At 72.1% G+C, this 24,944-nt stretch carries 18 protein-coding genes; 7 read left to right on the top strand and 11 right to left on the bottom strand.

The window, feature by feature from the left end; translation table 11 throughout:
- Positions 1 to 13: 13 nt before the first annotated feature.
- The 7 genes from ACGFWJ_RS13305 to ACGFWJ_RS13275 all read right to left on the bottom strand — a co-directional run bounded on the left by ACGFWJ_RS13305 (position 14) and on the right by ACGFWJ_RS13275 (position 7,251).
- Entirely contained in the window at positions 14 to 730 is a 717-nt protein-coding gene (locus tag ACGFWJ_RS13305; protein ID WP_392948561.1) for an ABC transporter ATP-binding protein, read from the bottom strand.
- Positions 727 to 1,551, bottom strand: coding sequence for an ABC transporter ATP-binding protein (locus ACGFWJ_RS13300; RefSeq protein ID WP_387645993.1), 825 nt, complete (start codon positions 1,549 to 1,551; stop codon positions 727 to 729). The genes ACGFWJ_RS13305 and ACGFWJ_RS13300 overlap by 4 nt, the downstream gene beginning before the upstream one ends.
- A gap of 5 nt (positions 1,552 to 1,556) precedes the next feature.
- Positions 1,557 to 3,503, bottom strand: coding sequence for a branched-chain amino acid ABC transporter permease (locus tag ACGFWJ_RS13295; RefSeq protein WP_392948559.1), 1,947 nt, complete (start codon positions 3,501 to 3,503; stop codon positions 1,557 to 1,559).
- 5 nt (positions 3,504 to 3,508) lie between these two features.
- Entirely contained in the window at positions 3,509 to 4,438 is a 930-nt protein-coding gene (locus ACGFWJ_RS13290; RefSeq protein ID WP_387645765.1) for a branched-chain amino acid ABC transporter permease, read from the bottom strand.
- Between the two features lie 86 nt (positions 4,439 to 4,524).
- The gene (locus ACGFWJ_RS13285) at positions 4,525 to 5,757 is read right to left on the bottom strand and encodes an ABC transporter substrate-binding protein (RefSeq protein WP_392948555.1); all 1,233 of its coding nucleotides are present in this window, start codon (positions 5,755 to 5,757) and stop codon (positions 4,525 to 4,527) included.
- Between the two features lie 289 nt (positions 5,758 to 6,046).
- Entirely contained in the window at positions 6,047 to 6,712 is a 666-nt protein-coding gene (locus tag ACGFWJ_RS13280) for a hypothetical protein (protein ID WP_392948552.1), read from the bottom strand.
- An 86-nt stretch (positions 6,713 to 6,798) separates the two neighbouring features.
- A complete protein-coding gene (locus tag ACGFWJ_RS13275) occupies positions 6,799 to 7,251 on the bottom strand; it encodes a PaaI family thioesterase (RefSeq protein WP_073813597.1) in 453 nt (150 codons plus the stop codon).
- A gap of 202 nt (positions 7,252 to 7,453) precedes the next feature.
- Between ACGFWJ_RS13275 and polA the strand changes: the two genes are divergently transcribed.
- On the top strand, positions 7,454 to 10,135 hold the full coding sequence (polA, locus tag ACGFWJ_RS13270) for a DNA polymerase I (RefSeq protein ID WP_392948736.1): 2,682 nt from the start codon (positions 7,454 to 7,456) through the stop codon (positions 10,133 to 10,135).
- Between the two features lie 213 nt (positions 10,136 to 10,348).
- Positions 10,349 to 10,942: a GNAT family N-acetyltransferase gene (locus tag ACGFWJ_RS13265; RefSeq protein WP_392948549.1), complete on the top strand. Its 594-nt coding sequence runs from the start codon at positions 10,349 to 10,351 to the stop codon at positions 10,940 to 10,942.
- Here ACGFWJ_RS13265 and hrpB read toward each other — a convergent pair whose 3' ends face one another.
- Both hrpB and ACGFWJ_RS13255 read right to left on the bottom strand, forming a co-directional pair.
- Positions 10,943 to 13,441 carry an ATP-dependent helicase HrpB gene (hrpB, locus tag ACGFWJ_RS13260; protein WP_392948547.1) on the bottom strand — a complete coding sequence of 833 codons (2,499 nt, stop codon included), beginning with the start codon at positions 13,439 to 13,441 and terminating at the stop codon, positions 10,943 to 10,945.
- A gap of 2 nt (positions 13,442 to 13,443) precedes the next feature.
- Positions 13,444 to 14,367, bottom strand: coding sequence for a class I SAM-dependent methyltransferase (locus ACGFWJ_RS13255; RefSeq protein WP_392948544.1), 924 nt, complete (start codon positions 14,365 to 14,367; stop codon positions 13,444 to 13,446).
- 411 nt (positions 14,368 to 14,778) lie between these two features.
- On the opposite strand from ACGFWJ_RS13255, the gene rpsA reads away from it, so the two are divergent.
- From rpsA to ACGFWJ_RS13240, 3 genes are all read left to right on the top strand, one after another.
- Positions 14,779 to 16,269: a 30S ribosomal protein S1 gene (rpsA, locus tag ACGFWJ_RS13250; protein WP_043913368.1), complete on the top strand. Its 1,491-nt coding sequence runs from the start codon at positions 14,779 to 14,781 to the stop codon at positions 16,267 to 16,269.
- A gap of 1,044 nt (positions 16,270 to 17,313) precedes the next feature.
- Positions 17,314 to 19,419, top strand: a complete 2,106-nt coding sequence (locus ACGFWJ_RS13245) for an MMPL family transporter (RefSeq protein WP_392948541.1) — start codon at positions 17,314 to 17,316, stop codon at positions 19,417 to 19,419.
- Between the two features lie 55 nt (positions 19,420 to 19,474).
- Positions 19,475 to 20,119: an MBL fold metallo-hydrolase gene (locus ACGFWJ_RS13240; protein ID WP_392948539.1), complete on the top strand. Its 645-nt coding sequence runs from the start codon at positions 19,475 to 19,477 to the stop codon at positions 20,117 to 20,119.
- Between the two features lie 4 nt (positions 20,120 to 20,123).
- Here ACGFWJ_RS13240 and ACGFWJ_RS13235 read toward each other — a convergent pair whose 3' ends face one another.
- Entirely contained in the window at positions 20,124 to 21,002 is an 879-nt protein-coding gene (locus tag ACGFWJ_RS13235; protein ID WP_387645744.1) for an alkaline phosphatase family protein, read from the bottom strand.
- A gap of 197 nt (positions 21,003 to 21,199) precedes the next feature.
- On the opposite strand from ACGFWJ_RS13235, the gene coaE reads away from it, so the two are divergent.
- Both coaE and ACGFWJ_RS13225 read left to right on the top strand, forming a co-directional pair.
- Complete coding sequence (gene coaE, locus ACGFWJ_RS13230) at positions 21,200 to 21,796, top strand: dephospho-CoA kinase (protein WP_387645741.1); 597 nt, start codon at positions 21,200 to 21,202, stop codon at positions 21,794 to 21,796.
- 111 nt (positions 21,797 to 21,907) lie between these two features.
- Positions 21,908 to 24,001 (top strand): MMPL family transporter, encoded by a 2,094-nt coding sequence (locus tag ACGFWJ_RS13225; RefSeq protein ID WP_392948535.1) that lies wholly within the window; start codon positions 21,908 to 21,910, stop codon positions 23,999 to 24,001.
- Between the two features lie 46 nt (positions 24,002 to 24,047).
- Here the strand turns inward: ACGFWJ_RS13225 and ACGFWJ_RS13220 are convergent, their stop codons facing one another.
- Positions 24,048 to 24,914, bottom strand: a complete 867-nt coding sequence (locus tag ACGFWJ_RS13220) for a sulfurtransferase (protein ID WP_392948532.1) — start codon at positions 24,912 to 24,914, stop codon at positions 24,048 to 24,050.
- Positions 24,915 to 24,944 lie beyond the last annotated feature (30 nt).

Here is a 24,944-nt window from a genome sequence, read left to right as displayed (position 1 = left end):
TGCTGACGCAGGGTCAGTCCTCGCCCAGGTACGAGCGGCGCACGGTGTCGTCGCGGAGCAGTTCCGCGCCCGTGCCGGAGAGGGTGATCTCGCCGGTGGTCATCACGTACGCGCGGTCCGAGAGCGACAGCGCGGCCTGCGCGTTCTGCTCCACCAGCAGGATGGTGGTGCCGGTGGCGCGCAGTTCGATGATGGTCGCCATGATCTTCTGCATCATCAGCGGCGACAGGCCCATCGACGGCTCGTCCAGCATCAGCAGCTTCGGACGGGACATCAGCGCCCGGCCCATCGCCAGCATCTGCTGCTCGCCGCCGGAGAGCGTGCCGGCGGCCTGCTTCCGTCGTTCGGCGAGGATCGGGAACAGCGTGCAGGCCCGTTCCACGTCCTCCGTGATGCCCGCCTGGTCGCGGCGCAGGAACGCGCCGAGCAGCAGGTTCTCCTCGATGGTCATCCGGGGGAAGATGTGCCGGCCCTCGGGGGAGTGGGCCAGGCCCAGGGCGACGATCCTGTGCGCGGGCACGGTGTCGATCGGCTCGCCCTGGAAGGTGATCCTGCCCGCGGTCGGCCGGAGCAGGCCGGACAGGGTGCGCAGGGTGGTGGTCTTGCCGGCGCCGTTGGTGCCGATCAGGGTGGTGACCTCGCCCTGTTCGACGGTGAAGCTGATGCCCTTGACGGCCTCGATCTTTCCGTAGGCGACGCGAAGGTCCTCGACCTCCAGCAGAGCGGTCACTGGTCGGCCTCCGTTGCGGTGGTGTCTTCGAGCGGGGCACCCAGGTAGGCGGTGACGACCCGCTCGTCGTTCTGGACGGTCTCCCGGTCGCCCTCGACGATCTTCTGGCCCTGCACCAGCACCGCCGTGCGGTCGCACAGGTTGAAGATGAACTTCATGTCGTGCTCGATCACCAGGATCGCGATGCCGAGGTCCCGGATCGCGAACACCAGCTCCTCGGCGGCCCGGGTCTCCTGCGGGTTCATGCCCGCGGTCGGCTCGTCCAGCAGCAGCAGCCCGGGCTCGGAGGCCAGCGCCCGGGCGATCTCCAGCTTGCGCTGCTCGCCGTAGGGCAGGTTGCGGGCCAGGTGCTCGGACTTCGCGGCCAGGCCGCAGAACTCCAGCAGTTCCATGGCCCGTTCGCGGCTCTCGGCCTCGGCCCGCCGGTAGCCGGGGCCGCGGACGATCGCCGAGAACAGGCCCTCCTTGGTGCGGGTGTGCCGGCCCACCAGGACGTTCTCCAGCACCGTCATGTTGGAGAACAGCCGGATGTTCTGGAAGGTCCGGGCGATGCCCGCCTGGGTGACCAGGTGCGGCTTGGGCGGCAGCACCTTGCCCTTGTACATGACGGTGCCCGCGGTCGGGACGTACAGCCCGGTCAGGCAGTTGAAGAAGGTGGTCTTGCCGGCGCCGTTCGGGCCGATCAGGCCGACGATCTCGCCCTGGCGGACCGTCAGGTTGACCTGGTTGACGGCGGTCAGGCCGCCGAAGCGCATCACCACGTTGCTGGCGGTCAGCACGGGTTCGGCGAGCGGCGCGGCGGGCGCGGTGTCGGTGGTCATAGTGCTCACGCCCCTGCCTTCGAGAGTGCGTCGTCGGTCGGGCCGCCCTGCGCGGGCAGCTCGGCCTCGTGGAACTCCAACTTCTGCCGGCGGTTGGCGATCAGCCCCTCGGGGCGGAAGCGCATCAGCAGGATCAGCGCGACGCCGAACGCCAGCAGCTGGTAGGACTGCAGGAACTGGAGCTTCGCCGGGATCAGGAACAGCAGCGCCGCGCCGACCAGCGGACCGCTGATGGTGCCCATGCCGCCGAGGATCACCGCGGCCAGCAGGAACGCCGAGTTCGGCGGGACCGGCCCGGCGAACTGGTACTGGTCGGGGGAGACCGCGCCCGCCACGTGCGCCTGCACCGCGCCGGCCAGACCGGCCAGGGTGGCGCCCAGCGCGAAGGCGATCAGCTTCACCCGGAAGCCGTTGATGCCCATCGCCTCGGCCGCCGTCTCGTCCTCGCGGATCGCCACCCAGGCGCGGCCGATCCGGGAGTTGGCGACCCGGCCGAACACCACCACGACGATCGCGGTGACCACCAGCATCAGCAGCAGGTAGTTGCCGAACTTGCCGAGCTGGACGAAGCCGAAGTCGTGCGGCTGACCGAAGTCGAAGCCGAACAGGTTGACGTCGGGGATCGCCGCGACGCCGTTCGGGCCGTTGGTCAGGCTCGGGCCGGAGCGGCCGTCCAGGTTGTTCATGGCGATCCGGAAGATTTCACCGAAGCCGAGCGTGACGATCGCCAGGTAGTCGCCGCGCAGCCGCAGCGTCGGGGCGCCGATCACCACGCCGAACACCAGCGCGGCCAGCGCGCCGATCAGCACCGCGAGCGGGAACGGCAGGTGCAGGCCGCGGAACACCGAGTACGGCGAACCGGAGACCAGCGCGGCCGCGTAGGCGCCGACGCCGAGGAAGGCCACGTAGCCGAGGTCCAGCAGACCGGCCAGGCCGACCACCACGTTCAGGCCGAGCGCCACCGTGGCGAAGATCAGGATGTTCGCCCCGATCAGTACGTACGTCTCGCTGCTCTGGGTGAACGGGAACGCGCCCGCGGCGGCGAACGCCGCGCCGGTGGTCACCGCGCGGTGCCGGGTGGTCAGTTCGCTCAGCCGGCCGACCGCGCCGCTGGCCAGCAGGGCGGCGGTGGCGAAGACCGCGAGCAGCAGGAAGCCGATGAACAGCTCGCCGTACTCGGTGGAGATGCCGAACTCGACCACGCCCAGGCCGAGCGCGAACACCGCGGTGATCACCAGGATCTCCGCCCAGGACGGCAGCGCGCGGGCGGCGGGCAGCGGGCGCTCGATCCGGCCGATCCGCAGCCAGGCGTCCAGCAGCTGCCAGAGCCGGAAGCCGAGGATCACGACCGGCACCGCGACGAAGAACCACAGGTTCTCGCTGAAGATCGGCCGGATCCCGGGCGGAACGGCGTTCAGCGCCCAGCCCTGGCCGAAGCCGACCCGCAGCACCAGCGCGACACCCGCGACCAGGTACCACCACCAGGCGACGGGGGCCTGCTTGACGGTGCGGCGGCGGTCCAGCGGCAGGCCGAGCGCGCCGAGCACGGCGAGCAGCGAGCCGACCGCGGCGACCCAGCCGCCCGGGTCGAGGTTGACCAGGCCGTCCAGCTCGACGGAGATCGCGATCACCGAGTACCAGCACACCGCGAGGGTGCCGAGGGCGGCGAACAGCACGCCGTTGTGGCTGCCGGACGGGCTCAGCCAGCGCAGGCCCTTCAGCCCGCGGGCGGCGAGCGCCAGCAGCGCGGTCAGCAGGCCGCCGGCCAGTGCCAGCCACTGCAGGCCGGCCGGGGAACCGTAGTAGGTGAGGTCGCCGGGGAACCGGTCGGTCCAGGTCCAGGACATCGCCGCCGACGCGGCGGCCAGCACCCCGCCGGCCACCGCGGCGGCGAGCGCCGCGGTGCCGGGCAGCGGCAGAACGGGCTTGGTCTCGTGGGAAGTTGCTTTCATGGTGTTCACGCCCGATCCGCGACGCGCTCGCCGAGCAGGCCCTGTGGCCTGACCAGCAGCACGACGATCAGCAGGACGAACGCCCACACGTTGGCCCAGGCGCCGCCGCCGAGCTGGTGCATGCCGGGGACGTTCTGGATGTACGCGGTGGCCAGCGATTCGGCGACGCCGAGGACCAGCCCGCCGAGCATCGCGCCGTAGATGTTGCCGATGCCGCCCAGCACGGCGGCGGTGAAGGCCTTCAGACCGGCCAGGAAGCCCATCATGAAGTCGACCTGGCCGTACCGCAGACCGTGCGCCACGGCCGCGACCGCGGCGAAGGCCGCGCCCAGTGCGAAGGCGATCACGATGATCCGGTCGGTGTTGATGCCCATCAGCTTCGCGGTGTCCGGGTCCTGCGCGGTGGCCTGCATGGCCCGGCCGGTGCGGGTGAAGCGCACGAACGAGGCCAGGATCAGCATGCACAGCGGCGCCGCGGCCAGCAGGAACAGGTCGTTGCGCTGCAGGTGGAACAGGCCGAGGCTGACGTTGGCGCCCTCGAACTGCGGGAAGGAGATGGCCTTCTTGGCTCCCGGGTAGAACGCCCAGACCACCTGCTGCAGCGCGATGGACAGGCCGATCGCGGTGATCAGCGGGGCCAGCCGGGGCGCGGTCCGCAGCGGCCGGTAGGCGAACCGCTCGGCCGCGGTGGCGGTGAGCACGGAGGCGATCACGCCGCCCAGGATCATGACCGGCAGCGCCAGCCAGAGCGAAGTGCCGTGCGGCAGCGCGGCGTAGGCGGTCAGTGCCCCGAAGCCGCCGATCATGAAGATCTCGCCGTGGGCGAAGTTGATGAGTTGGACGATGCCGTAGACCATCGTGTACCCGATGGCGATCAGGCCGTACATCAGGCCGAGCATCAGTCCGTTGGCCAGGTTTTGCGGCAGTTCGTGCACCGCGGGCCTCCGTGGATAGGGGGGTATGAGGAGGCGGGGGGCACTTGTGGCGCCCCCCGCCGGACATCGGCTGGTGCGGTGCGGAATCAGCCGGTGTAGGTACCGCTCTTGACCGCCTTCCACTCCCCGCCCTTGACGCTGTAGACGGTGAGCTGCTTGTTCGTGGTGTCGCCGTACTGGTCGAAGGAGACCTGGCCGGTGACGCCGGAGAAGTTCACCTTGGCCATCTCGGCCAGCACCTTGGTGCGCAGGTCGCTGGGCACCTTGCCGCCGTTGTGCTCGACCGCGGCCTTGACGGCCTCGATGAGCGACCACGCGGCGTCGTACGAGTAGCCGCCGTACGCGGAGTACGCGTCCTTGTAGCCGGCGGCCGAGTAGTCGGAGATGAAGGCCTTGGCGGAGGGCAGCTCCTCCACCGGGGCACCGACCGAGGTGGCCAGGTCGCCGTCGCTGTTGTTGTTGGAGAGCTTGATGAACTCGGCGTCGAAGATGCCGTCGCCGCCCATCAGCGGGATCTTCGCGCCGGCCTTCTTGATCTGGTCGGAGAGCGGGCCGGCCTCCGGGTACTCGCCGCCGTAGTACACCGAGTCGGCGCCGGAGGCGGCGACCTTGGTGGCGACCGCGGAGAAGTCCTTGTCGTCCGGGTTGATGTGGTCGGTGCCGGCCACGGTGCCGCCGAGCTTCTTGAACTCCTCCTGGAAGATGGCCGCCAGGCCCGCGCCGTAGGTCTTCTTGTCGTCGATGACGTAGACCTTGGTCTTCTTCGCCTCGGTGAACAGGTACTGGGCGGCGTACTTGCCCTGCACCACGTCGGTGGTGGCGGTGCGGAAGTACGAGGCGTACGGGCGGGTGAACTTGCTGCTGCCCCAGTCCGGGCCGAGCGACAGCTCGGGGCTGGTGTTGGCCGGGGAGACCTGGGTCAGCTTGGCGTCGTTGAAGACCTTCTGCATGGTCTGCGAGACGCTGGAGTTCAGCGGGCCGATCACGCCGATGACGTCCTTCATGTCGACCAGGGCGGTGGCGTTCTGCTTGCCGGAGGTCGGGTTGGCCTGGTCGTCCTTGGCCTCGATGGAGAAGGTGACGCCGGGGACCAGGTTGTCCTTGTTGGCCTTCTTGGTGGCGAGTTCGGCCGAGTTCCTGATGCCCAGGCCCAGCGCGGACAGCTTGCCGCTGATCGGGGCGTCCACACCGATGACCACCTTGGTGGTGCCGCCGGCCTTCCCGCCCTCCGTGGACTTGTCACCGCGCGAGCCACAGGCCGAGAGGGTGAGCGCTCCGGTAACTGCAATGGTCACGACAAGAAGTGAGCTCTTTCGCACGACGGGGGTCTCCTTCTGGACGGAAGACACGCGCACAGGGCTGGCGGTGCCGGAACGCGTCGACCGAGCCCGAAAATCGGACAGACGGTGACTGGGCGTGACTCTAGACCGGGCGCGGCGGCTCGGGCAGAGGGGCGAGAGAGGCTGTGATTCTCTTGTTATGACCACGCCGGAAGTTGATCTCTGTGCGCGGTCGAAAAATCCCAGGTGGAGCCCTCGATTCCGGGCCCCACTCCGAGGAGTGAACGGTGAGGGTTCTCAACTCCCTGTTCAGGCTTGGGAACTCCGCTTATCGAACAGGTTTGTCCGGCGCGGTCGGGCTGGTCGTCGGCGTCCGATTATCGGGACTGTCGCAGGTGGCGTGCAGGGCGGTGGACAGGTCGCGGGCGTACGAGTCGCCCAGGATCTCGCTCTGGGTCTCGATGGCACGCGTGTTACGCAGCGTGACGTCGAGGAAGGGCATTCCGGCGTCCGCCGGGGCGGCCGAGCAGTCCGTCACCCGCAGGCCGACCCGCAGCGAGACCGTCTGCCCGGGCGGCACCGTCTGCGGCAGCAAGCCCGCCACCGCCACCGACAGCCCGCGGTAGCCCTGGCTCACCGCCAGCACGTCCACCGGGCCCGCGCTGGTGTTGTGCACTGTCAGCGACAGCGCGAACGAGTCCTGCCAGGCCGGCAGCGGGCCGCCGTATTCGAACCGGGTGGCCTGCGAAGGGAACGGCAGTGCGAGCTCCGACGGCGCCGGGCCGGCCGCCGCCGAGCGGTCCAGCGCGTGACGGACGGTCAGGGCGAGCGCCAGCGCCAGCAACAGGCCGACCACCAGCGACTTCTGACGCAGGCTCAGCAGGCGTGGCGGCTGGTCGGCGTTCCTCCGGAACTGCGTCCAGGTACCCTCGCCCGGCTCCACCGGGCCGAGGAACCCTCCTGGTTCGCCCGGTCTTTCGCTCTCTGCGGACATGACGGCGCCCCCTCGTCCAGCCGAGATTTCCCCTGCCGGGGAGTGGCCAAACACCGGGGGCGCGTAGGGAGTTGGGGATCTACGGGTTACAGGTCGCGCAGCATGCAGGTCAGTCGGCAGCTGGTGATCCGGCGGCCGGTGTCGTCCGTCACCGCGATCTCGTAGGTCGCCGCGGTGCGGCCCTTGAACACCGCCGTCGCCACGCCCGTCACCAGGCCGGAGGTGGCCGAGCGGTGGTGGGTGGCGTTCAGGTCCACACCCACCGCGTAGCGGCCCGGGCCGGCGTGCAGCATCGCGCCGATCGACCCCAGGGTCTCCGCGAGCGCGGCCGAGGCGCCGCCGTGCAGCAGCCCGTACGGCTGCTGGTTGCCCTCCACCGGCATGGTGCCCACCACCCGGTCCGGGGAGGCCTCGACGATGGTGATGCCCAGCTTCTCGCCCAGGTGCCCGCCGGAGAAGGTCTCCGGGCTCACCCCCAGCTTCGCGAAGTGGTCCAGCACGTCCTGGGGCACGTTCAGTACGGGCGCCGCGTCGGTCATGGTGCTCCTGTTCGGGGGTTCACTTCGTCTGTGCGCGTCGATCGTACGACTGTCTACCCGCCAGTAGGGAGGTGCTCCGCGCCGCGCCGGGAGATGTCGGCCACGGGCCATAGGATCGTGGAGGCAGTGCAATCCGGCAGGAACAGGACGTGACGTGGCGACACAGGGTGCAGGCAAGAGTGCGGCCGAACGGCCCCGGCTGATGCTGCTGGACGGGCATTCGATGGCCTACCGGGCCTTCTTCGCCCTGCCGGTGGAGAACTTCTCCACCACCACCGGCCAGCACACCAACGCGGTGTACGGCTTCACCTCGATGCTGGTCAACACCGTGCGCGACGAGGCACCCACCCACCTTGCGGTCGCCTTCGACCTCTCCCGGCAGACCTTCCGCGCCGCCGAGTTCCCCGAGTACAAGGCCAACCGCGCCAAGACGCCCGACGAGTTCCGCAGCCAGATCCCGCTGATCGGCGAACTCCTCGACGCGATGCGGATCCCCCGGCTCACCGCCGAGGGCTTCGAGGCCGACGACATCATCGCCACCCTGGCCACCGCCGCCGCGGCCGAGGGCTTCGAGGTGCTCATCGTCACCGGCGACCGGGATTCGCTGCAGCTGGTCAACGAGCACGTCACCGTGCTCTACCCGACCAAGGGCGTCTCCGAGTTGACGCGCTACACCCCCGAGAAGGTCGCCGAGAAGTACGGCGTGCGCCCCGACCAGTACCCGGACCTCGCGGCGCTGCGCGGCGACCCGTCCGACAACCTGCCCGGCATCCCCGGCGTCGGCGAGAAGACCGCCGCGAAGTGGGTCAACCAGTTCGGCTCCTTCGAGGAGTTGGTCAACCGGGCCGACGAGGTCAAGGGCAAGATCGGCGAGAAGCTCCGCGAGCACCTCGACTCCGTCAAGCGCAACCGGGTCCTCACCGAGCTCGTCCGGGACGTCGAACTCCCGCTCGCCGTCCCGCAGTTGGAGCGCACGCCGTTCGACCGGGAGGAAATCGCCCGGCTGATGGAGGCGTTGGAGTTCCGCAACCCCAACTTCCGCGACCGGGTGCACGGCATCGACCCGGCCGGCGCCGAGAGCGCCGCCGCCGAGATCCCCACCGGCCCCGCCGTCGAGGGCGACCTGCTCACCGAACCCGGCGCGCTCACCGCCTGGCTGGAGGAGCACACCGGCAAGGGCGAACGCACCGCGCTCGCCGCCGACTACGCGTGGGCCCTCGGCGCAGGCGAGGTCAAGCAGGTCGCGCTCGCCACCGGCACCGCCGCCGCCTGGTTCGACCCCGCCACGCTCGACGAGAACGACGACCGGGCGTTCACCGCCTGGCTCGCCGACCCCGAGCGCCCCAAGGCCCTGCACATCGCCAAGCAGGTCATCCGCGCCTTCGCCGAACAGGGCTGGCAGTTCGCCGGCGTCAGCGCCGACACCGCGCTCGCCGCCTACCTGGAGAAGCCCGGCCGCCGCACCTTCACCCTCGACGTCCTCGCCGAGGAGTACCTGGCCCGCTCGCTCGCCCCCGCCGCCCAGGCCGAGACCGGCCAGCTCAGCTTCGACGCCGACGAGCCCGACCCCACCGCCGGCGCCCAGGCCCTGATGACCGAGGCCCGCGCCATCCACGACCTCGCCGAACTCTTCGACACCCGGCTCGCCGAGGTCGGCGCCGACAAGCTGTTCCACGACATGGAACTGCCCATCGCCGAACTCCTCGCCCGGATGGAGCGCTACGGCATCGCCGCCGACCGCGCCTGGCTGCAGGGCCTGGAAGCCCAGTTCGCCGCCGAGATCCAGCGCTGCGTCGAAGAGGCGCACGCCGCCGCCGGCCGCGAGTTCAACCTCGGCTCGCCCAAGCAGCTCCAGGAAATCCTGTTCGGCGACCTCAACCTGCCCAAGACCAAGAAGATCAAGACCGGCTACACCACCGACGCCGACGCCCTCACCTGGCTCGCCACCCAGACCGACAACGAACTCCCGGTCATCCTGCTCCGCCACCGCGACCAGGCCAAGCTGCGCACCACCGTCGAGGGCCTGCTCAAGACCGTCTCGCCGCAGGGCCGCATCCACACCACCTTCAACCAGATGGTCGCCGCCACCGGCCGGCTCTCCTCCCAGGACCCGAACCTGCAGAACATCCCCGTCCGCACCGAGGAGGGCCGCGCCATCCGCCGCGCCTTCGTGGTCGGCGAGGGCTACGAGTCGCTGCTCACCGCCGACTACTCGCAGATCGAACTGCGCATCATGGCGCACCTGTCCGAGGACGAGGCCCTGATCGAGGCCTTCGCCTCCGGCGAGGACCTGCACACCACCGTCGCCTCCCAGGTCTTCGCGGTCTGCCCCGACTCCGTCGACGCCGAGATGCGCCGCAAGATCAAGGCCATGTCGTACGGCCTCGCCTACGGCCTGTCCGCGTACGGCCTGTCCCAGCAGCTCGGCATCAAGCCCGGCGAGGCCCAGGGCCTGATGGACACCTACTTCGAGCGCTTCGGCGGCGTCCGCGACTACCTGCAGAACGTCGTCGAGGAGGCCCGCGCCGTCGGCTACACCGAGACCCTGCTCGGCCGCCGCCGCTACCTGCCCGACCTCACCAGCGACAACCGCCAGCGCCGCGAGATGGCCGAACGCATGGCTCTCAACGCCCCCATCCAGGGCTCCGCCGCCGACATCGTCAAGATCGCCATGCTCCGCGTCGACGAAGCCCTCCGCGCCGCCGACCTGAAGTCCCGCATGCTGCTCCAGGTCCACGACGAAATCGTCCTCGAACTCGCCCCCGGCGAGCGCGAACAGGTCGAAACCCTGGTCCGCGAACAGATGGCCGCCGCCTACCCGCTGCGCGCCCCGCTCGACGTCTCGGTCGGCATCGGCGCCAACTGGGAGGCCGCCGCCCACTGATCCCTTGCGGCGCGGCCCGGCCGGTCCCGAGACTGGCCCGGTGACCGAATCGCGCACCCCCTTCGCCGACAGGCCCACCCTGGTGGGCGAGAAGGTCCTCCTGCGTCCCGCCCGGCCGCAGGAGGACCAATCAGGCGATCTGGCACGCGATCTGATCCGGCCGTCCAAATAATCCGATTGCGGTCGGTCGGCCGGTCCTCCGAGACTGGCCGAATGACTGATCAACTTCCCGCCCCCGCCGCCACGTTCGCCGACAAGCCGACGCTGGAGGGGGAGCGGATCGTTCTCCGGCCGGTCAAGGCCGAGGAGGACCTTCCCTGGCTGCGCGTCATGCTCAACGACCCGGAGGTGCTCAAGTACACCTCGAGCGAGTACACCCCCGTCGCGCCGGAGTGGGACGAGGTGATGGAGAAGCGCATCGTCGCGTGGTACTCCACCCGCAACACGCAGACCGACCGCCTCGACCTGATCATCGTCGACAAGTCGACCGGCCGAGGCGTCGGCGAGGTCGTCCTCAACGAGTGGAGCGAACCCAACCGCTCCTGCAACCTTCGGATCTGCATCGGCCCCGACGGCCGCGACCGGGGCTTCGGCACCGAGGCCGTCCGGCTCGTCACCGACCACGCCATCCGCGCCCTCGGCCTGAACCGGGTTTCGCTGGGCGTCTACGCCTTCAACGGGCGCGGCCAACGGGCCTACGAGAAGGCCGGGTTCAAGGTCGAGGGCGTCCGCCGGCAGGTCCTGCGGTACGGCGACGAGTGGATCGACGACATCGACATGGCCGTCCTCGCGGAGGACTGGCTGTAGTCACTTGCGTGGGTTGGCCCGGCGGGTGGGTTCGGCGGTGGTCGGGTCCTCCGGCCAGGGGTGGCGGGGGTAGCGGCCGCGCAGGTCGGCGCGGACGGCGCGGTAGCCCTCGCGCCAGAACGCGGCCAGGTCGCCGGTGACGGCGGCCGGCCGGCCCGCGGGGGAGAGCAGGTGGACGGTGAGCGGGGCGCGGCCGTCGGCGAGGGCCGGGGCGGCATCCCAGCCGAACAGCTCCTGGAGCTTGACGGCGAGGACGGGGCGGTCGCCCGAGTAGTCGACCCGGATCCGGCTGCCGGTGGGCACGGTGATCCGCTCGGGGGCCAGCTCGTCCAGCCGGCTGGCCTGGCCGCTCGCCCACGGCAGCAGGCGTTGCAGCGCGGCGGCGGTGTCGATCCGCTCCAGGTCGGCGCGGCGCCGGGCCCGGGACAGTTCCGGCTCCAGCCACTGCTCGGCGGCGACCAGCAGCGCCGCGTCGCTCACGTCCGGCCAGACCCCGCCGAGGGTTCGGTGCAGGAACGCCAGCCGCTCGCGCAGCCCGGCCGCGGCCGGCGGCCAGTTCAGCAGGGCGGAGACGCCCTCGCGGGCGAGGCCCTCCAGCAGCGCGTCGCGCACCAGCGCCGGGTCGGGCGCCGTCAGCGGCACCGCGGCGAGTTCGATTGCGCCGAGGGTCTCCACCCGGCGGGCCGTCACCTCCCGCTGCCGGGCCGACCAGCCGACCTCCTCCCGCCCGTCCAGCAGCGGACCGCCCGCCCGGCGGGCCGTCGCCTCGTCGATCGCCACCGCCCGCAGCACCCGCGCCGACGGCGACCCGGCGGGCCGGTCGGCCACCGCGATCGCCAGCCACCCGCCGGCCGGCAGCCGCGATCCGGCCTGCACCTGGGCCGCCGTCCCGGAGGCCATCAGGTACGCGCCCTCGCCGCCCTCCCGGGCCCGGGCGATCCGTTCCGGGTACGCCAGGCCGACCACCAGCCCGACGGCCGCGGCGTCGGGGAGCCCGCCCGACGGCCCGTCGACCTGCTGCTCCAGCCGCCGGGTCTCGTCCTTCCACCGGCGTGCGTACGGGTCGTTGCTCTGCTTGACGGTGCGCCAGATGTGGGCCAGGTCGTCGCCGAGGGCGCGCGGCGGTTCCTCGGACAGCAGTGCGACCAGCTCGGCGGCGCGCCGCGGGCCGACGGCTGCGGCGCCGTCGAGCAGCGCGCGGGCCAGCCGGGGGTGCAGGCCGGTGCGGGCGATCGCCCGGCCGCGGTCGGTGGGGCGGCCGTCGGCGTCCACCGCGTCCAGCGCGCGCAGGGTGGTGCGGGCGGCGGCCATCGCCCCGGCGGGCGGCGGGTCGGGGAGGGCGAGGCCGGTGGCGTCCGGGTCGCCCCAGCAGGCGGCCTGCAGGGCGAACGAGGTCAGGTCGGCGAGCGCGATCTCCGGCGTCGGGAAGCGCGCGGCGCGGGCGTCCTCCACCTCCGCCCAGCACCGGTACACCGTGCCGGGGGCCTCGCGCCCGGCCCGGCCGGCCCGCTGCCGGGCGGCGGCCAGCGAGGTGCGGACGGTGACCAGCCCGGACAGGCCGCGGGCGTGGTCGGTGCGCGGCTCACGGGTCAGCCCGGAGTCGACCACCACCCGCACGCCCGGCACCGTCAGCGAGGACTCGGCGACCGAGGTGGCCAGCACCACCCGCCGCCGCTGACCGGCCGCCAGCGCCGCGTCCTGCACGGCCTGCGGCGCCTGCCCGTGCAGCTGCAGCACCTCGACGCCGTCCAACTGCCCCGCCACCCGGGCGATTTCGCCCACGCCCGGCAGGAAGCACAGCACGTCCCCGGCGCGCTCGGCGAGCGCCCGGCGGACCGTCGCCGCGACGTGCGCGAGCAGCGCCGGATCGACCTTCGTCCCGTGCGGCGGGCGGACGGTGCCGGGCGGCGGCGCCCACACCGTCTCCACCGGGTGCGAGACACCCTCGGCGGCCACCACCGGCGCGCCGTCCAGCAGTTCGGCCCAGGCGTCGGTGTCGGCGGTGGCCGAGGCCAGCAGCAGCCGCAGCTCCGGGCGGAGCGCCGCCCGGACGTCCAGCAGGAACGCCAGCGCGGTGTCCGCGTCCAGGTGCCGCTCGTGGCACTCGTCGAGCACCACCACGTCCACGCCCGGCAGCTCCGGGTCGCGCTGCAGCCGCTGCAGCAGGACGCCGGTGGTGACCACCTCGACCCGGGTGTCCGGGCCGACCCGGCGCTCGCCGCGCACCGTGAACCCGACCCGGCCGCCGATCTGCTCGCCCAGCAGCCAGGCCATCCGCCGCGCCGCGGCCCGCACCGCCAGGCGGCGCGGCTCCGCGACCAGCACCCGGCGCGGCGGGCCCGGGAAAGCGTCCAGCAGCCCCGCCAGCGCGAGCGGCACCAGGGTGGTCTTGCCGGTGCCCGGCGGCGCGGACAGCACCGCCGCGCCGCACTCCTCCAGCGCCTCGGCCAGCGCGGGCAGCGCGCTGCGGACCGGCAGTTCGAGCCCCCCGGTGCGCACCGTCAGCCGTCCCGGCGGGCGACGAAGATCGCCGTCCCGGGGATGTGCTGACCGCGCAGCGGACTCCAGCCGCCCCACTCCTGCTCCAGCTCCTCCGGCCACTCCGGCTCGATCAGGTCGAGCAGCACGAACCCGGCCCCCACCAGCTCCCGCACCCGGTCGCCCAGCGTCCGGTGGTGCTCGACGTACGTCGCCACACCCTGCTCGTCCTGCTCCACGTACGGCGTCCGGTCGAAGTACGAGGACGACGCCGTCAGGCCCTCCTCCCCGGGCTCGTCCGGGAACGCCCAGCGGATCGGGTGCGTCACCGAGAACACCCACCGCCCGCCCGGCCGCAGCACCCGGTGCACCTCGCGCATCAGCCGCTCGGTGTCCGCGCTGAACGGCACCGCGCCGTACGCCGAACACGCGTGGTCGAACGAGCCGTCCGCGAACGGCAGCGCCGCGCCGTCCGCCTGCACTACCGCGACCGGCTCCAGACCGCGGCCCAGGTCGATCCGCCGCGAGTGCTGCAACTGCCGGTACGAGATGTCCAGCGCCACCGGCCGGGCCCCCTGCGCCGCCAGCCAGCGCGAACACTGCGCGGCCCCCGAACCGATCTCCAGGATGTCCGCACCCTTCAGCGCGGCCGGCTCACCGAGCAGCCGCACCTCGGCCTCGTCCACCCCCTCCGGACACCAGGTGAACCGGTCGTCCCCCAGGAACTCCCCGTGCTCGTCCTGGTAGTCGTCCGCGTTCCGGTCCCACCAGTGCCGACTCGCCCGGCTCGACTCCACCTCACCGACCTCCCGGCGCAGCGCCTCGTCGCCGTCGTCCTCCTGATCGGACTCGACGTGGTAGGCGCTCGGGACGTCGTACCCGGCAGGGTCGTAGTCGCTGGGCTCGATGGGACCGGGGGTGGTGGAGTGGTTCATGGAATCCGTCACGTAGGCTATGGATCGCGGAAGCGCCACTGCCGCGGAGCCGGTCCTTTGCTGGGCCGGGTCGGGCTGTGGCATCCGGGGTAGGGCCGGTGTTCGAGCCGCCGCGAGGTGCGCCTTCGGAGGATATGGCCTGATCCGTCCCGGCCTCTACCGGTCTCGCCGACTTCGGCATTGACCGTGTCCGGGTGTCCCCGTATGCTACAAGTTGCGCTGCGGGCCTGCGCGCCTCGGACGGAGCAGGTCGCGCTCGCATCTGTCGAAGACCCCAACGGTCGTCAGACGGACATCGGGATTCCGATCGCAGGAATCGTTTCGGTGGCCGTTTTCTGGCCTGTACGGCTTTCGGTGGGAGCGATCAGGGCCCTCCGCGTGGCATTACTACGACTTCATGTCCGTACCGGAGCCCTTTTCCTAATGACGAGCCCCACCGACACCTCTGTCAGCACCACCCCGCAGGTTGCGGTCAACGACATCGGCGACGCCGAGGCCTTCCTCGCCGCCATCGACGAGACCATCAAGTACTTCAACGACGGCGACATCGTTGAGGGCGTCATCGTGAAGGTCGACCGTGACGAGGTGCTCCTCGACATCGGTTACAAGACCGAGGGTGTCATCCCGTCCCGCGAGCTCTCGATCAAGCACGACGTCGACCCCCACGAGGTTGTCGCGGTTGGCGACAACATCGAGGCCCTGGTTCTCCAGAAGGAGGACAAGGAGGGTCGCCTGATCCTGTCCAAGAAGCGTGCGCAGTACGAGCGCGCCTGGGGCACGATCGAGAAGATCAAGGAAGAGGACGGCATCGTCACCGGTACCGTCATCGAGGTCGTCAAGGGTGGTCTCATCCTCGACATCGGCCTCCGCGGCTTCCTCCCGGCCTCGCTGGTCGAGATGCGTCGCGTCCGCGACCTCCAGCCCTACGTGGGCAAGGAGCTCGAGGCGAAGATCATCGAGCTGGACAAGAACCGCAACAACGTGGTCCTGTCCCGCCGTGCCTGGCTCGAGCAGACCCAGAGCGAGGTTCGCCAGACGTTCCTCACCACCCTGCAGAAGGGCCAGGTCCGCTCCGGCGTCGTTTCCTCGATCGTCAACTTCGGTGCGTTCGTGGACCTCGGCGGCGTCGACGGTCTGGTTCACGTCTCCGAGCTGTCCTGGAAGCACATCGACCACCCGAACGAGGTTGTCGAGGTCGGCCAGGAGGTCACCGTCGAGGTTCTCGACGTCGACATGGACCGCGAGCGTGTCTCCCTGTCGCTGAAGGCGACCCAGGAGGACCCGTGGCAGCAGTTCGCCCGCACGCACCAGATCTCCCAGGTCGTGCCGGGTAAGGTCACCAAGCTGGTTCCGTTCGGTGCGTTCGTCCGCGTGGACGAGGGCATCGAGGGCCTGGTCCACATCTCCGAGCTGGCCGAGCGCCACGTCGAGATCCCGGAGCAGGTCGTCCAGGTCGGCGACGAGATCTTCGTCAAGGTCATCGACATCGACCTCGAGCGTCGTCGCATCAGCCTCTCGCTGAAGCAGGCCAACGAGTCCCTCGGTGCCGACCCGGCGTCGGTCGAGTTCGACCCGACCCTGTACGGCATGGCTGCCTCGTACGACGACCAGGGCAACTACATCTACCCGGAGGGCTTCGACCCCGAGGCGAACGACTGGCTGCCCGGCTTCGAGAAGCAGCGCGAGGAGTGGGAGCGGCAGTACGCCGAGGCCCAGGCCCGCTTCGAGCAGCACCAGGCCCAGGTCATCAAGTCCCGCGAGGCCGACGCGGCTGCCGCCGCCGAGGCCGGCGAGGAGGCCCCGGTTTCCGGTGGCGGCTCGTACTCCTCCAGCAGCGACGAGGGCTCGGGCGCGCTGGCGTCCGACGAGGCCCTGGCCGCTCTGCGCGAGAAGCTGGCCGGCGGCCAGAGCTGAATCGCTCTCGCTGAGTAGCTGACGCAACAGGAACCCCCTGTCCAGGCTTGTCCTGGGTGGGGGGTTCCTGCTTTTGCGCCCACCCGCCGGCGGAGGATGATGCGCTGCGCGCGGCTGTGCCCGCCCACCCGCCCGGGCACCCGCCAGCGAAGGGTGCGCTGCGCGCGGGGGAGGGCGGATCGCGGCGCGGTGCACGGTGCCGTGATGCGCTGCGCGCGGCTGCGCCCGCCCACCCGCCCGGGCACCCGCCAGCGAAGGGTGCGCTGCGCGCGGGGGAGGGCGGATCGCGGCGCGGTGCACGGTGCCGGGGCCCGGTGCGCGCAATGCCCCCGTCCCGGCCTGCCTCGCGCGGCGTGTCTTCTGCGGGTGGGTGCCCGGGTGCCCGGGTGCCCGGTTGCTCGCGCAGCGCCGGCCCCCACGCTCCCGACCGGCCCCGACCTGCCTCGCGCGGCGCTTCCGTCCCGGCCCGCTGCGGTCCCGCCACGGCCTGCCGCCCGGCGCTCCCGCCCCGGCCTGCCTCGCGCGGCGTGTCCTCTGCTGGTGGGTGCTCGGGCGGGTGGGTGGGTGTGCCTGGCTGCGCGCCCCCGCCCGGCCGCTCGGGCGGTGCCTGCTCCCCGCGCTCCCGACCGGCCCCGGCCAGCTTCGCGCAGCGCCCCCGTCCCGTCCCAGCCCGTTGCGGTCGCGCCGTGGCCTGCCGCGCAGCGTCCCCGTTCCACCAGGGTTTGCCGTGCGCAGCGTTCCCCTGCCGCCCAGCGCTCCCGCCCCGGCCTGCCTCGCGCGGCGTGTCCTCTGCTGGTGGGTGCTCGGGCGGGTGGGTGGGTGGGAGTGGGGGAGCTTAAGTGGCGTTTATGTGAAGGGAATTGTGAGATGCGGCTCATCGTCCGGCTATAGGACGTTCGGGAAGTCACGCATACATTGAGGTGACTTGTCCGAAAGGCTCCCCGCATGCGCAGCTGTCGCTCCACCGCAGCAGAGGTCGAGGTTTCCCAGGTATCCGGCCGGTTGGCGGGGCTTGGGCGAGTGTGTTTCCGGCACCGGCGTTGGGTGTTGGGGGTGTGGGCGCTGGTGCTCGTGGCGGGGGTGCTGATCGGCGGGCGGGTGTTCGAGGGGTCGGTGGCGGGGACGGGGAGTGGCGGGTCGGAGTCGGCTCGTGGGGTTGCGGTCGTGCAGGCGGCGGATCCGGTGCAGGGCACCGTGACGGCGGTGGTGGGCGGGCCGCAGGTGGGTAGCGAAGGCGTCAAGGGCGCCGTCCAGCAGGCGAGTGCGGAGGTGGCGAAGCTCCCGGGGGTGCTCTCGGTGGCGGACACGTATTCGACGCAGGGGCAGTTGACGGCTGACGACGGCCGGGCGTCGCTGGTGAACGTACGGATGGCGGACGGGGCGAGCGCCAAGCAGATCGGCGCCGTGACCGACCGGCTGGAGCGGATCACCGCGGACGGGGCGCACACCGTGGTGGGCGGCGATCTGGTGCTGCAGCAGGAGGTGAAGGACCAGACCGCGAAGGACACCCGGTTCGGGGAGATCGTGACGCTGCCGCTCACCCTGATCGTGATGGTGCTGGTGTTCGGCGGGCTGGCCGCGGCGGGGTTGCCGGGGATCGGGGCGGTGGCTTCGGTGGGCGGGGCGCTGCTGGCGATGTTCGGGTTCAGCCGGATCATGGACATCGACACCAGCGTGCTGCCGATCGCGACGGTGCTGGGGCTGGGTCTTTCGATCGACTACGCGTTGCTGATGGTGAGCCGTTTCCGCGAGGAGCGCGGCCTGGGCGCGACGATCGCGCAGGCGGTGGAGCGGACGTCGGCGACGGCCGGCCGGACGGTGGCGTTCTCGGGGCTGACGGTGGCGGTGGCGCTGAGCGGCTTGTTCGTGTTCACCAGTCCGGTGTTCCGGGCGGTCGCGGCGGCGGGGGTGAGCGTGGTGGTGATCGCGGTGGCGGCGGCGCTGACGCTGATTCCGGCGCTGCTGGGTTTCATGGGGCGGCGGATCAAGGCGCCGAGCGCGCCCGTCCCGGACGAGGGGTTCTTCTCCCGGACGGTGCGCCGGGTGCAGCGGCGGGCGGTGCCGGTGATGCTGGCGTGCGTGGCGCTGCTGCTCGCGGCGGGGGCGCCGTTCCTGGGTTCGCACTTCCGCAACTCGGGTGCCGACGTTCTGCCGAAGAGTTTCGCGTCCCGGCAGGTCGCCGAGGCCGTGCAGGAACGTTTCCCGGCGCAGGCCCCGGCCCCTGTGCAGGTGGTCGTCGAGGGCACGCCGCAGCAGGCGCAGCACTACGCGGACACCGTGGTGGCGGCGCTGCCGGGCGTGTCGGGGGTGCGGGCCGTCACCCCCGTCTCGGACGGGGTGCAGACCGTGGACGTGCTGGTGAAGGGCGACCCGCAGGGCGCGGAGGCCAAGCGGGTGGTCGGTGAGCTGCGCGAGCACCGGGGCGGCCTGGAGACGTACGTGACGGGGGACGCGGCGTCGCTGGTGGACTTCCAGCACGAGATCGGCTCGCGCGGGCCGTGGGCGGTGGGCCTGGTCGCGGCGGGGACGCTGGTGCTGCTGTTCATGATGACCGGGTCGGTGGTGCTGCCGGTCAAGGCGCTGCTGATGAACGTGCTGTCGCTGGGCGCCTCGCTCGGGGCGCTGACGCTGGTGTTCCAGCACGGGTACTTCAGCGGGCTGCTCGGGTTCACCCCGACCGGCGGCCTGGAGACGATGATCCCGGTGCTGGTGTTCGCCTTCGCGTTCGGGCTGTCGATGGACTACGAGGTGTTCCTGCTGTCCCGGATCAAGGAGCTGCACGACCAGGGCCACGGCTGTCTGCGGTCGGTGGAGCTGGGACTCCAGCGAAGTGGTCGGATCATCACCTCGGCCGGGCTGCTGATGGTGATCGTGTTCGCCGGATTCGCCGCCGGACAGATGCTGATGGTCAAGCAGATGGGCATCGCGCTCGCCGTCGCCGTCGCCGTGGACGCCACCCTGGTGCGCACCCTGCTGGTGCCCGCGACCATGTCGCTGTTCGGCCGGCTCAACTGGTGGGCGCCCGCCCCGCTGCGCCGCCTGCACCGGATCATCGGCCTCAGCGAGCACGTCGAACTGCCGCCGCTGCGCCCGGCAGCGCTGCCCGCACCGCGCACCGCCGAGCAGCCCGCGCTGGTGCCTGCGTCCTAGGCTGCCGCGCACCGCCGAGCAGCCCGCGCTGGTGGGTGCGCCCTAGTCTGGCGGTATGCGACTGACGAAGTTCGGCCATGCCTGCGTCCGGATCGACCATGCGGAAGGGGCGGTGCTGATCGATCCCGGCATGTTCACCGGCCCCGAGGCGGTGCGGGACGTGAGCGCACTGCTGATCACCCACGAGCACGCCGACCACTTCACCGAGCCACAGGTCCGGGCCGCCGTCGAGGCCAACCCGGGGCTGCGGGTGTACAGCAACCGCTCGGTGGCCCGCCAGCTCGAGGGCATCGGGACGCACGTGACGGTGGTCGGCGAAGGCGACGCGTTCGAACTGGACGGGCTGCCGGTGACGGTGCACGGCGAGTGGCACGCGGAGATCCACCCGGACATCGAGCGGATCCCGAACATCGGCTTCCTGCTCGGCGGCCGGGTGTTCCACCCGGGCGACGCGCTGACCGTCCCGCCGGACACCGTCGACACCCTGCTGCTGCCGCTCGGCGCGCCGTGGCTGCGGGTCGGCGAGCTGGTCGACTACCTGCGCGACGCCCGGCCCCGGCAGGCGGTGGCGATCCACGAGGAGACGCTCAGCCAGGCCGGGCGGGCCGTCCACGGGCGGCTGCTCGGCCCGCAGGGGCCCGGCACCGGCGGCGTGGTGTACCGGACCCTCGACGTCGGCGAGTCGGTCGAGCTGGCCTGACCGGTCAGTGCACGGGCGCGGCGGCCGTGAACGGGCGGCCGTCGAGCGTCCAGTGCGAGTCGGGGACGATCTCCAGTGCCGCGTACACGTGCGCCGCGACGTCGGTGTGGTGCAGCGGGCCGACCGGCGCGCCCGGGGTGATGCCGGGGCCGAACGCGGCGATCCACGCGGTGCGCTCCAGTTCGCTGCGGCCGCCGTGGCCGCCCGCGTCCACGTGGCCGTGGTCGGTGACCACGATCACCGTCCACTCCTCGGCGGCGTACGTGGAGCGCTCGCGCAGGGCGGCCAGCAGGCGGCCGAGGCGGACGTCGGCGGCCTCGATCGAGCGGCGGTAGTCCTCACCGCAACCGCGGAAATGCGCCGTCTCGTCGACCGCGCCGAGGTAGACGAAGGACGCCTGCGGGTCGTCGTCGGAGCGGGCCAGCACGTACTCGGCCTCGGCGGTGACCCGCTCGTCGCAGACCTCCCACGCCTCCGGGGTGTCCTCCAGCGGCGCGATGTACGAGAGCCGGCCGGGCGCGTTGAACAGCGGGCCGCCGTCGCGGGCCAGGAACAGCGGCTCCCAGCCGCCGACCGCGAAGGTGCGGCGGCGGTGCTGCTTGGCCAGGCGGGTGGTGAAGTCCGGGAAGACGTCGAGCCGGTGGCCGCCGAAGTGGTTGCCGAGTACGCCGTGCTTGGCGACGCCGACGCCGGTGGCGATGGTCGCCCAGCACGGTCCGGACATGGTCGGGGTGGCGTCGTCCACCTCGACGGTGCCGAGGAAGCCGGCGGCGGCGACCGCGTCCAGGTGCGGGGTGTGCAGCTCGGGCAGCAGGTCGAGACGGACGCCGTCGATGCCGACGACCAGGACCCGGCGCGGGCCGGCGGGCCAGTTGCTGGACACGGGTGGTGCTCCGATCGTTCGAGGGTGGTGCGGGTGTTCGGAACCCTAGCGGCCGGATCGGGCCAGCGGAGCTGTATGGACAACTTTTCCCGGACGCCCCTTGGGGAGGCGGTCGGAGAGTTCCCGCGGATTTCGCTCGGCGTTCGTTCTGCCGGGGCTGCAACCGGCGCCCTCGTACGGGCCGGTAACCTGACGGCATGCTGAGGATCGGACTGACGGGCGGCATCGGCGCGGGCAAGAGCGAGGTCTCCCGCCAACTGGCCGCGCTGGGCGCGGTGATCGTCGACTCGGACGTGATCGCCCGCGAGGTGGTCGCCCCCGGAACACCCGGACTGGCCGCCGTGGCCGCCGAGTTCGGCCCCGGGGTGCTGCTGCCCGACGGCTCGCTCGACCGCCCCGCGCTCGGCCGGATCGTCTTCGCCGACCCCGCCCGGCTGGCCGCGCTGAACGCCATCGTGCACCCGCTGGTGCGGGCCCGCTCCGCCGAACTGGAGGCCGCCGCCGGACCGGACGCGATCGTCGTGCACGACGTGCCGCTGCTCGCCGAGAACGGCCTCGCCCCGCTGTACGACCTGGTCGTGGTCATCGACGTCCCCGACGCCGAACGCCTGCGCCGCCTCACCGCCCTGCGCGGCATGCCCGAGGACGAGGCCCGCGCCCGGATGGCCGCCCAGGCCACCCGCGAGGACCGGCTCGCCGTCGCCGACCTCGTCCTCGACAACAGCGGCGACCTCGACGGCCTCACCACCCGCGTCCGCGAACTGTGGCGGCAACTGGAGCAGCGCAGCGCCTGACCTGGGCTTTTGTGCCCATGACGGGCGGGCGGGCGGCCCCGGCCCGATGCTGGGACGAGGAGGGCGGCGCGGACGGCCCCGCCCGGGGTCGTCGACTGGGGGCCGGTCGCGATGAGTTCCGGCACGAGATGGTCCGCGCTGCCGTGCGGGCGGCGTCGGAAGTGGGTGGTGCTCGGCCTGTGGCTGGTGCTGCTGCTGGTCGCCGCGCCGCTGGCCGGGAAGCTGATGGGCGCCGAGAACAACGAGGCGTCCAGCTGGCTGCCCGCCAACGCCGAGTCGACCCGGGTGCTGGACGCGCAACGCCGGTTCCAGCCGGTCGAAACCGCCGAGGCCGTCGTGGTGTACCAGCGGCCGGGCGGCATCACCGCCGAGGACCACGCCAAGGCGACCCGCGACGCCGAGAGCTTCACCACCGCGCCGCACGTGGTCGCGCCGGTGGTCGGGCCGATCGTCTCCGCGGACGGGCAGGCGATGCAGACCGTGGTGCCCGTCGCGGTCGGCACTACCGGGTGGAACAACCTCAAACCGGCTGTGGACAGCTTGCGCGCCACCGCCGCCGCCGGCGCGCCCGCCGGGCTGGTCACCCACGTCACCGGCCCCGGCGGGATCGCCGCCGACCAGGCGAAGGTGTTCTCCGGCATCGACAGCACGCTGCTGTTCGCGACAGTCGGCGTGGTGATCGTGCTGCTGCTGCTCACCTACCGCAGCCCCGTGCTGTGGCTGCTGCCGCTGCTGTCCGCCGGGGCGGCGCTGGCGGTGGCCGAGGCCGTCATCTACCTGCTGGCCAAGCACGCCGGACTGATCGTCAACGGGCAGAGCGCCGGCATCCTGATCGTGCTGGTGCTCGGCGCGGGCACCGACTACGCGCTGCTGCTGACCGCCCGCTACCGCGAGGAACTCAGACTCCACCAGGACCGGCACGAGGCGATGGCCGCCGCCCTGCGCCGGGCCGGGCCGGCCATCCTGGCCAGCTCGGCGACCGTCGTCGCGTCCATGCTCTGCCTGCTGGTCGCCGAGATGAACTCCACCAGCGGCCTCGGCCCGGTCTGCGCGATCGGCGTGGTCGTCGCCCTGCTCGCCATGCTCACCCTGCTGCCCGCGCTGCTGGTCGCCTTCGGACGCTGGGTGTTCTGGCCGGTCCGCCCGGGCTACGGCACACCCGAACCGACGAAGACCGGACGCTGGGCACGCATCGGCGCCTGGATCGCCGTCCGCCCCCGCAAGGTGTGGATCGGCACCGCGCTCGCCCTGGCCGCCTGCACCGCCGGGCTGACGTCGCTGAACGCGACCGGCCTGAGCGCCGCCGGATCGTTCACCGGCACACCCGACTCCGTCACCGGCCAACAGGTCCTGGCCGCGCACTTCCCCGGCGGGACGGGCGCGCCTCTGTCGGTGATCAGCAACGCCGGGCCGCCACTGGAAGCCGTCCGGCAGGCCACCGCGAGCACCCCCGGCATCGCCGGGATCGGCCCGGCCGACGTGCGCGGCGGCGAGGCGTTCTTCCAGGCGACACTCACCGACCCACCCGACAGCGCCGCCGCCCGCGCCACCGTCGACCGCGTCCGGGCGGCCGTGCACGCCGTACCCGGGGCGAACGCGCAGGTCGGCGGATCCACCGCGGTGGTCCTCGACGCCGGACGGGCCGCCAGCCGCGACAACCGGGTGATCATTCCGCTGGTGCTGGCCGTGGTCCTGGTGATCCTCGCCGCCCTGCTGCGCGCGGTGGTGGCGCCGCTGATCCTGATCGCCACCGTGGTCCTCTCGTACGCGGCGGCGCTCGGCATCAGCGCGTTCTTCTTCGCGCACGTCTTCCACTTCGAGGCCCAGGACCCGGCGTTCCCGCTCTTCGTCTTCGTCTTCCTGGTGGCCCTCGGCATCGACTACAACATCTTCCTGATGACCCGCGTCCGCGAGGAATCCGCCCACCTCGGCACCCGCCGCGGCGCCGTCGCCGGCCTGGCCGCCACCGGCGGCGTCATCACCTCCGCCGGCCTCATCCTCGCCGCCACCTTCGCCGTCCTCGGCACCCTCCCCCTGGTCGGCTTCGCCGAAATCGGCTTCGCCGTAGCCCTCGGCGTCCTCCTCGACACCCTGGTCGTCCGCTCCGTCCTGGTCACCGCCCTCACCGCCGACCTCCGCCACCACATGTGGTGGCCGGGCCGGCTGTCCCGCGCAACGCCCCCGCAGGGCTCGACGGGAGAGTGACGGCACTGGCCCCGTGCGTGAGCGGCTCGGGCTCACCGGCGGCCGGTCAACTGCCGGTGGCTACTGGGAGGTTGGTTTCCGGGCGGCCCCAGTCGGACCAGGAGCCGTCGTAGACGCTGGGGGTGGGGTGGGTGGTGAGGTGGGCGGCGAAGGCGAGGATGCAGGCGGTGATGCCGGAGCCGCAGGTGGTGATGAGGTGGGGGCGGTGGGCGGTGGCGGTGGTGAGGCGGGTGTGGAGGGCGGGGAGGGGGAGGTAGTGGCCGTCGGGGGTGAGCAGGTCGGTGAAGGGGAGGTTGGTGGAGCCGGGGAGGTGGCCGGGGCGCAGGTGGGGGCGGGGTTCGGGGGCGTCGCCGGTGAAGCGGTCGTGGGAGCGGGCGTCCAGGACGGTGGTGTCGGGGTCGGTGAGGGCGGCGGCCACGGCGTCCCGGTCGGTGAGCAGGCCGGGGCGGGGGTGGGCGGTGAAGTCGCCGGGGGAGTAAGGGGATTGGAGGTCGGTGACGGGGTGGCCGGCGGCCTGCCAGGCGGGGAGTCCGCCGTTCAGGACGGCGGCGCGGTCGAAGCCCATGGCGCGCAGTATCCACCAGGCGCGCGGGCTGGAGTAGATTCCGGCGCCGTCGTAGACGACCACGGTGGAGCGGTCGTTGACGCCGAGGGCGCGCAGTTCGCGCTGGAAGTCGGCGGCCGGCGGCATGGTGTGCGGCAGGTCGGAGCGGTGGTCGGAGAGTGCCCCGTCGAGGTCGAACGGGCGGGCGCCGGGGATGCGGTGGGCCGCGTGGCGGTGGGCGCCGATGCTCGCGTCGAGGACGACCAGGTCGGGGTGGTCGAGGTGGTCGGCGAGCCAGGCGGCGTCGACCAGGGGTGGGGGCGGCGGCAGTGCGGTCACGGGGGGCTCCAGAGGTGAGGGAGACAGCATGATCGCACCGCCGCCGTCGGGCAGTTGAGG

It is taken from the genome of Kitasatospora sp. NPDC048407 (genome assembly GCF_043200475.1).
Lineage (GTDB): Bacteria > Actinomycetota > Actinomycetes > Streptomycetales > Streptomycetaceae > Kitasatospora.
Note: the sequence above shows the minus strand (reverse complement) of the source record. Positions and strands in the feature narration are given on the sequence as shown.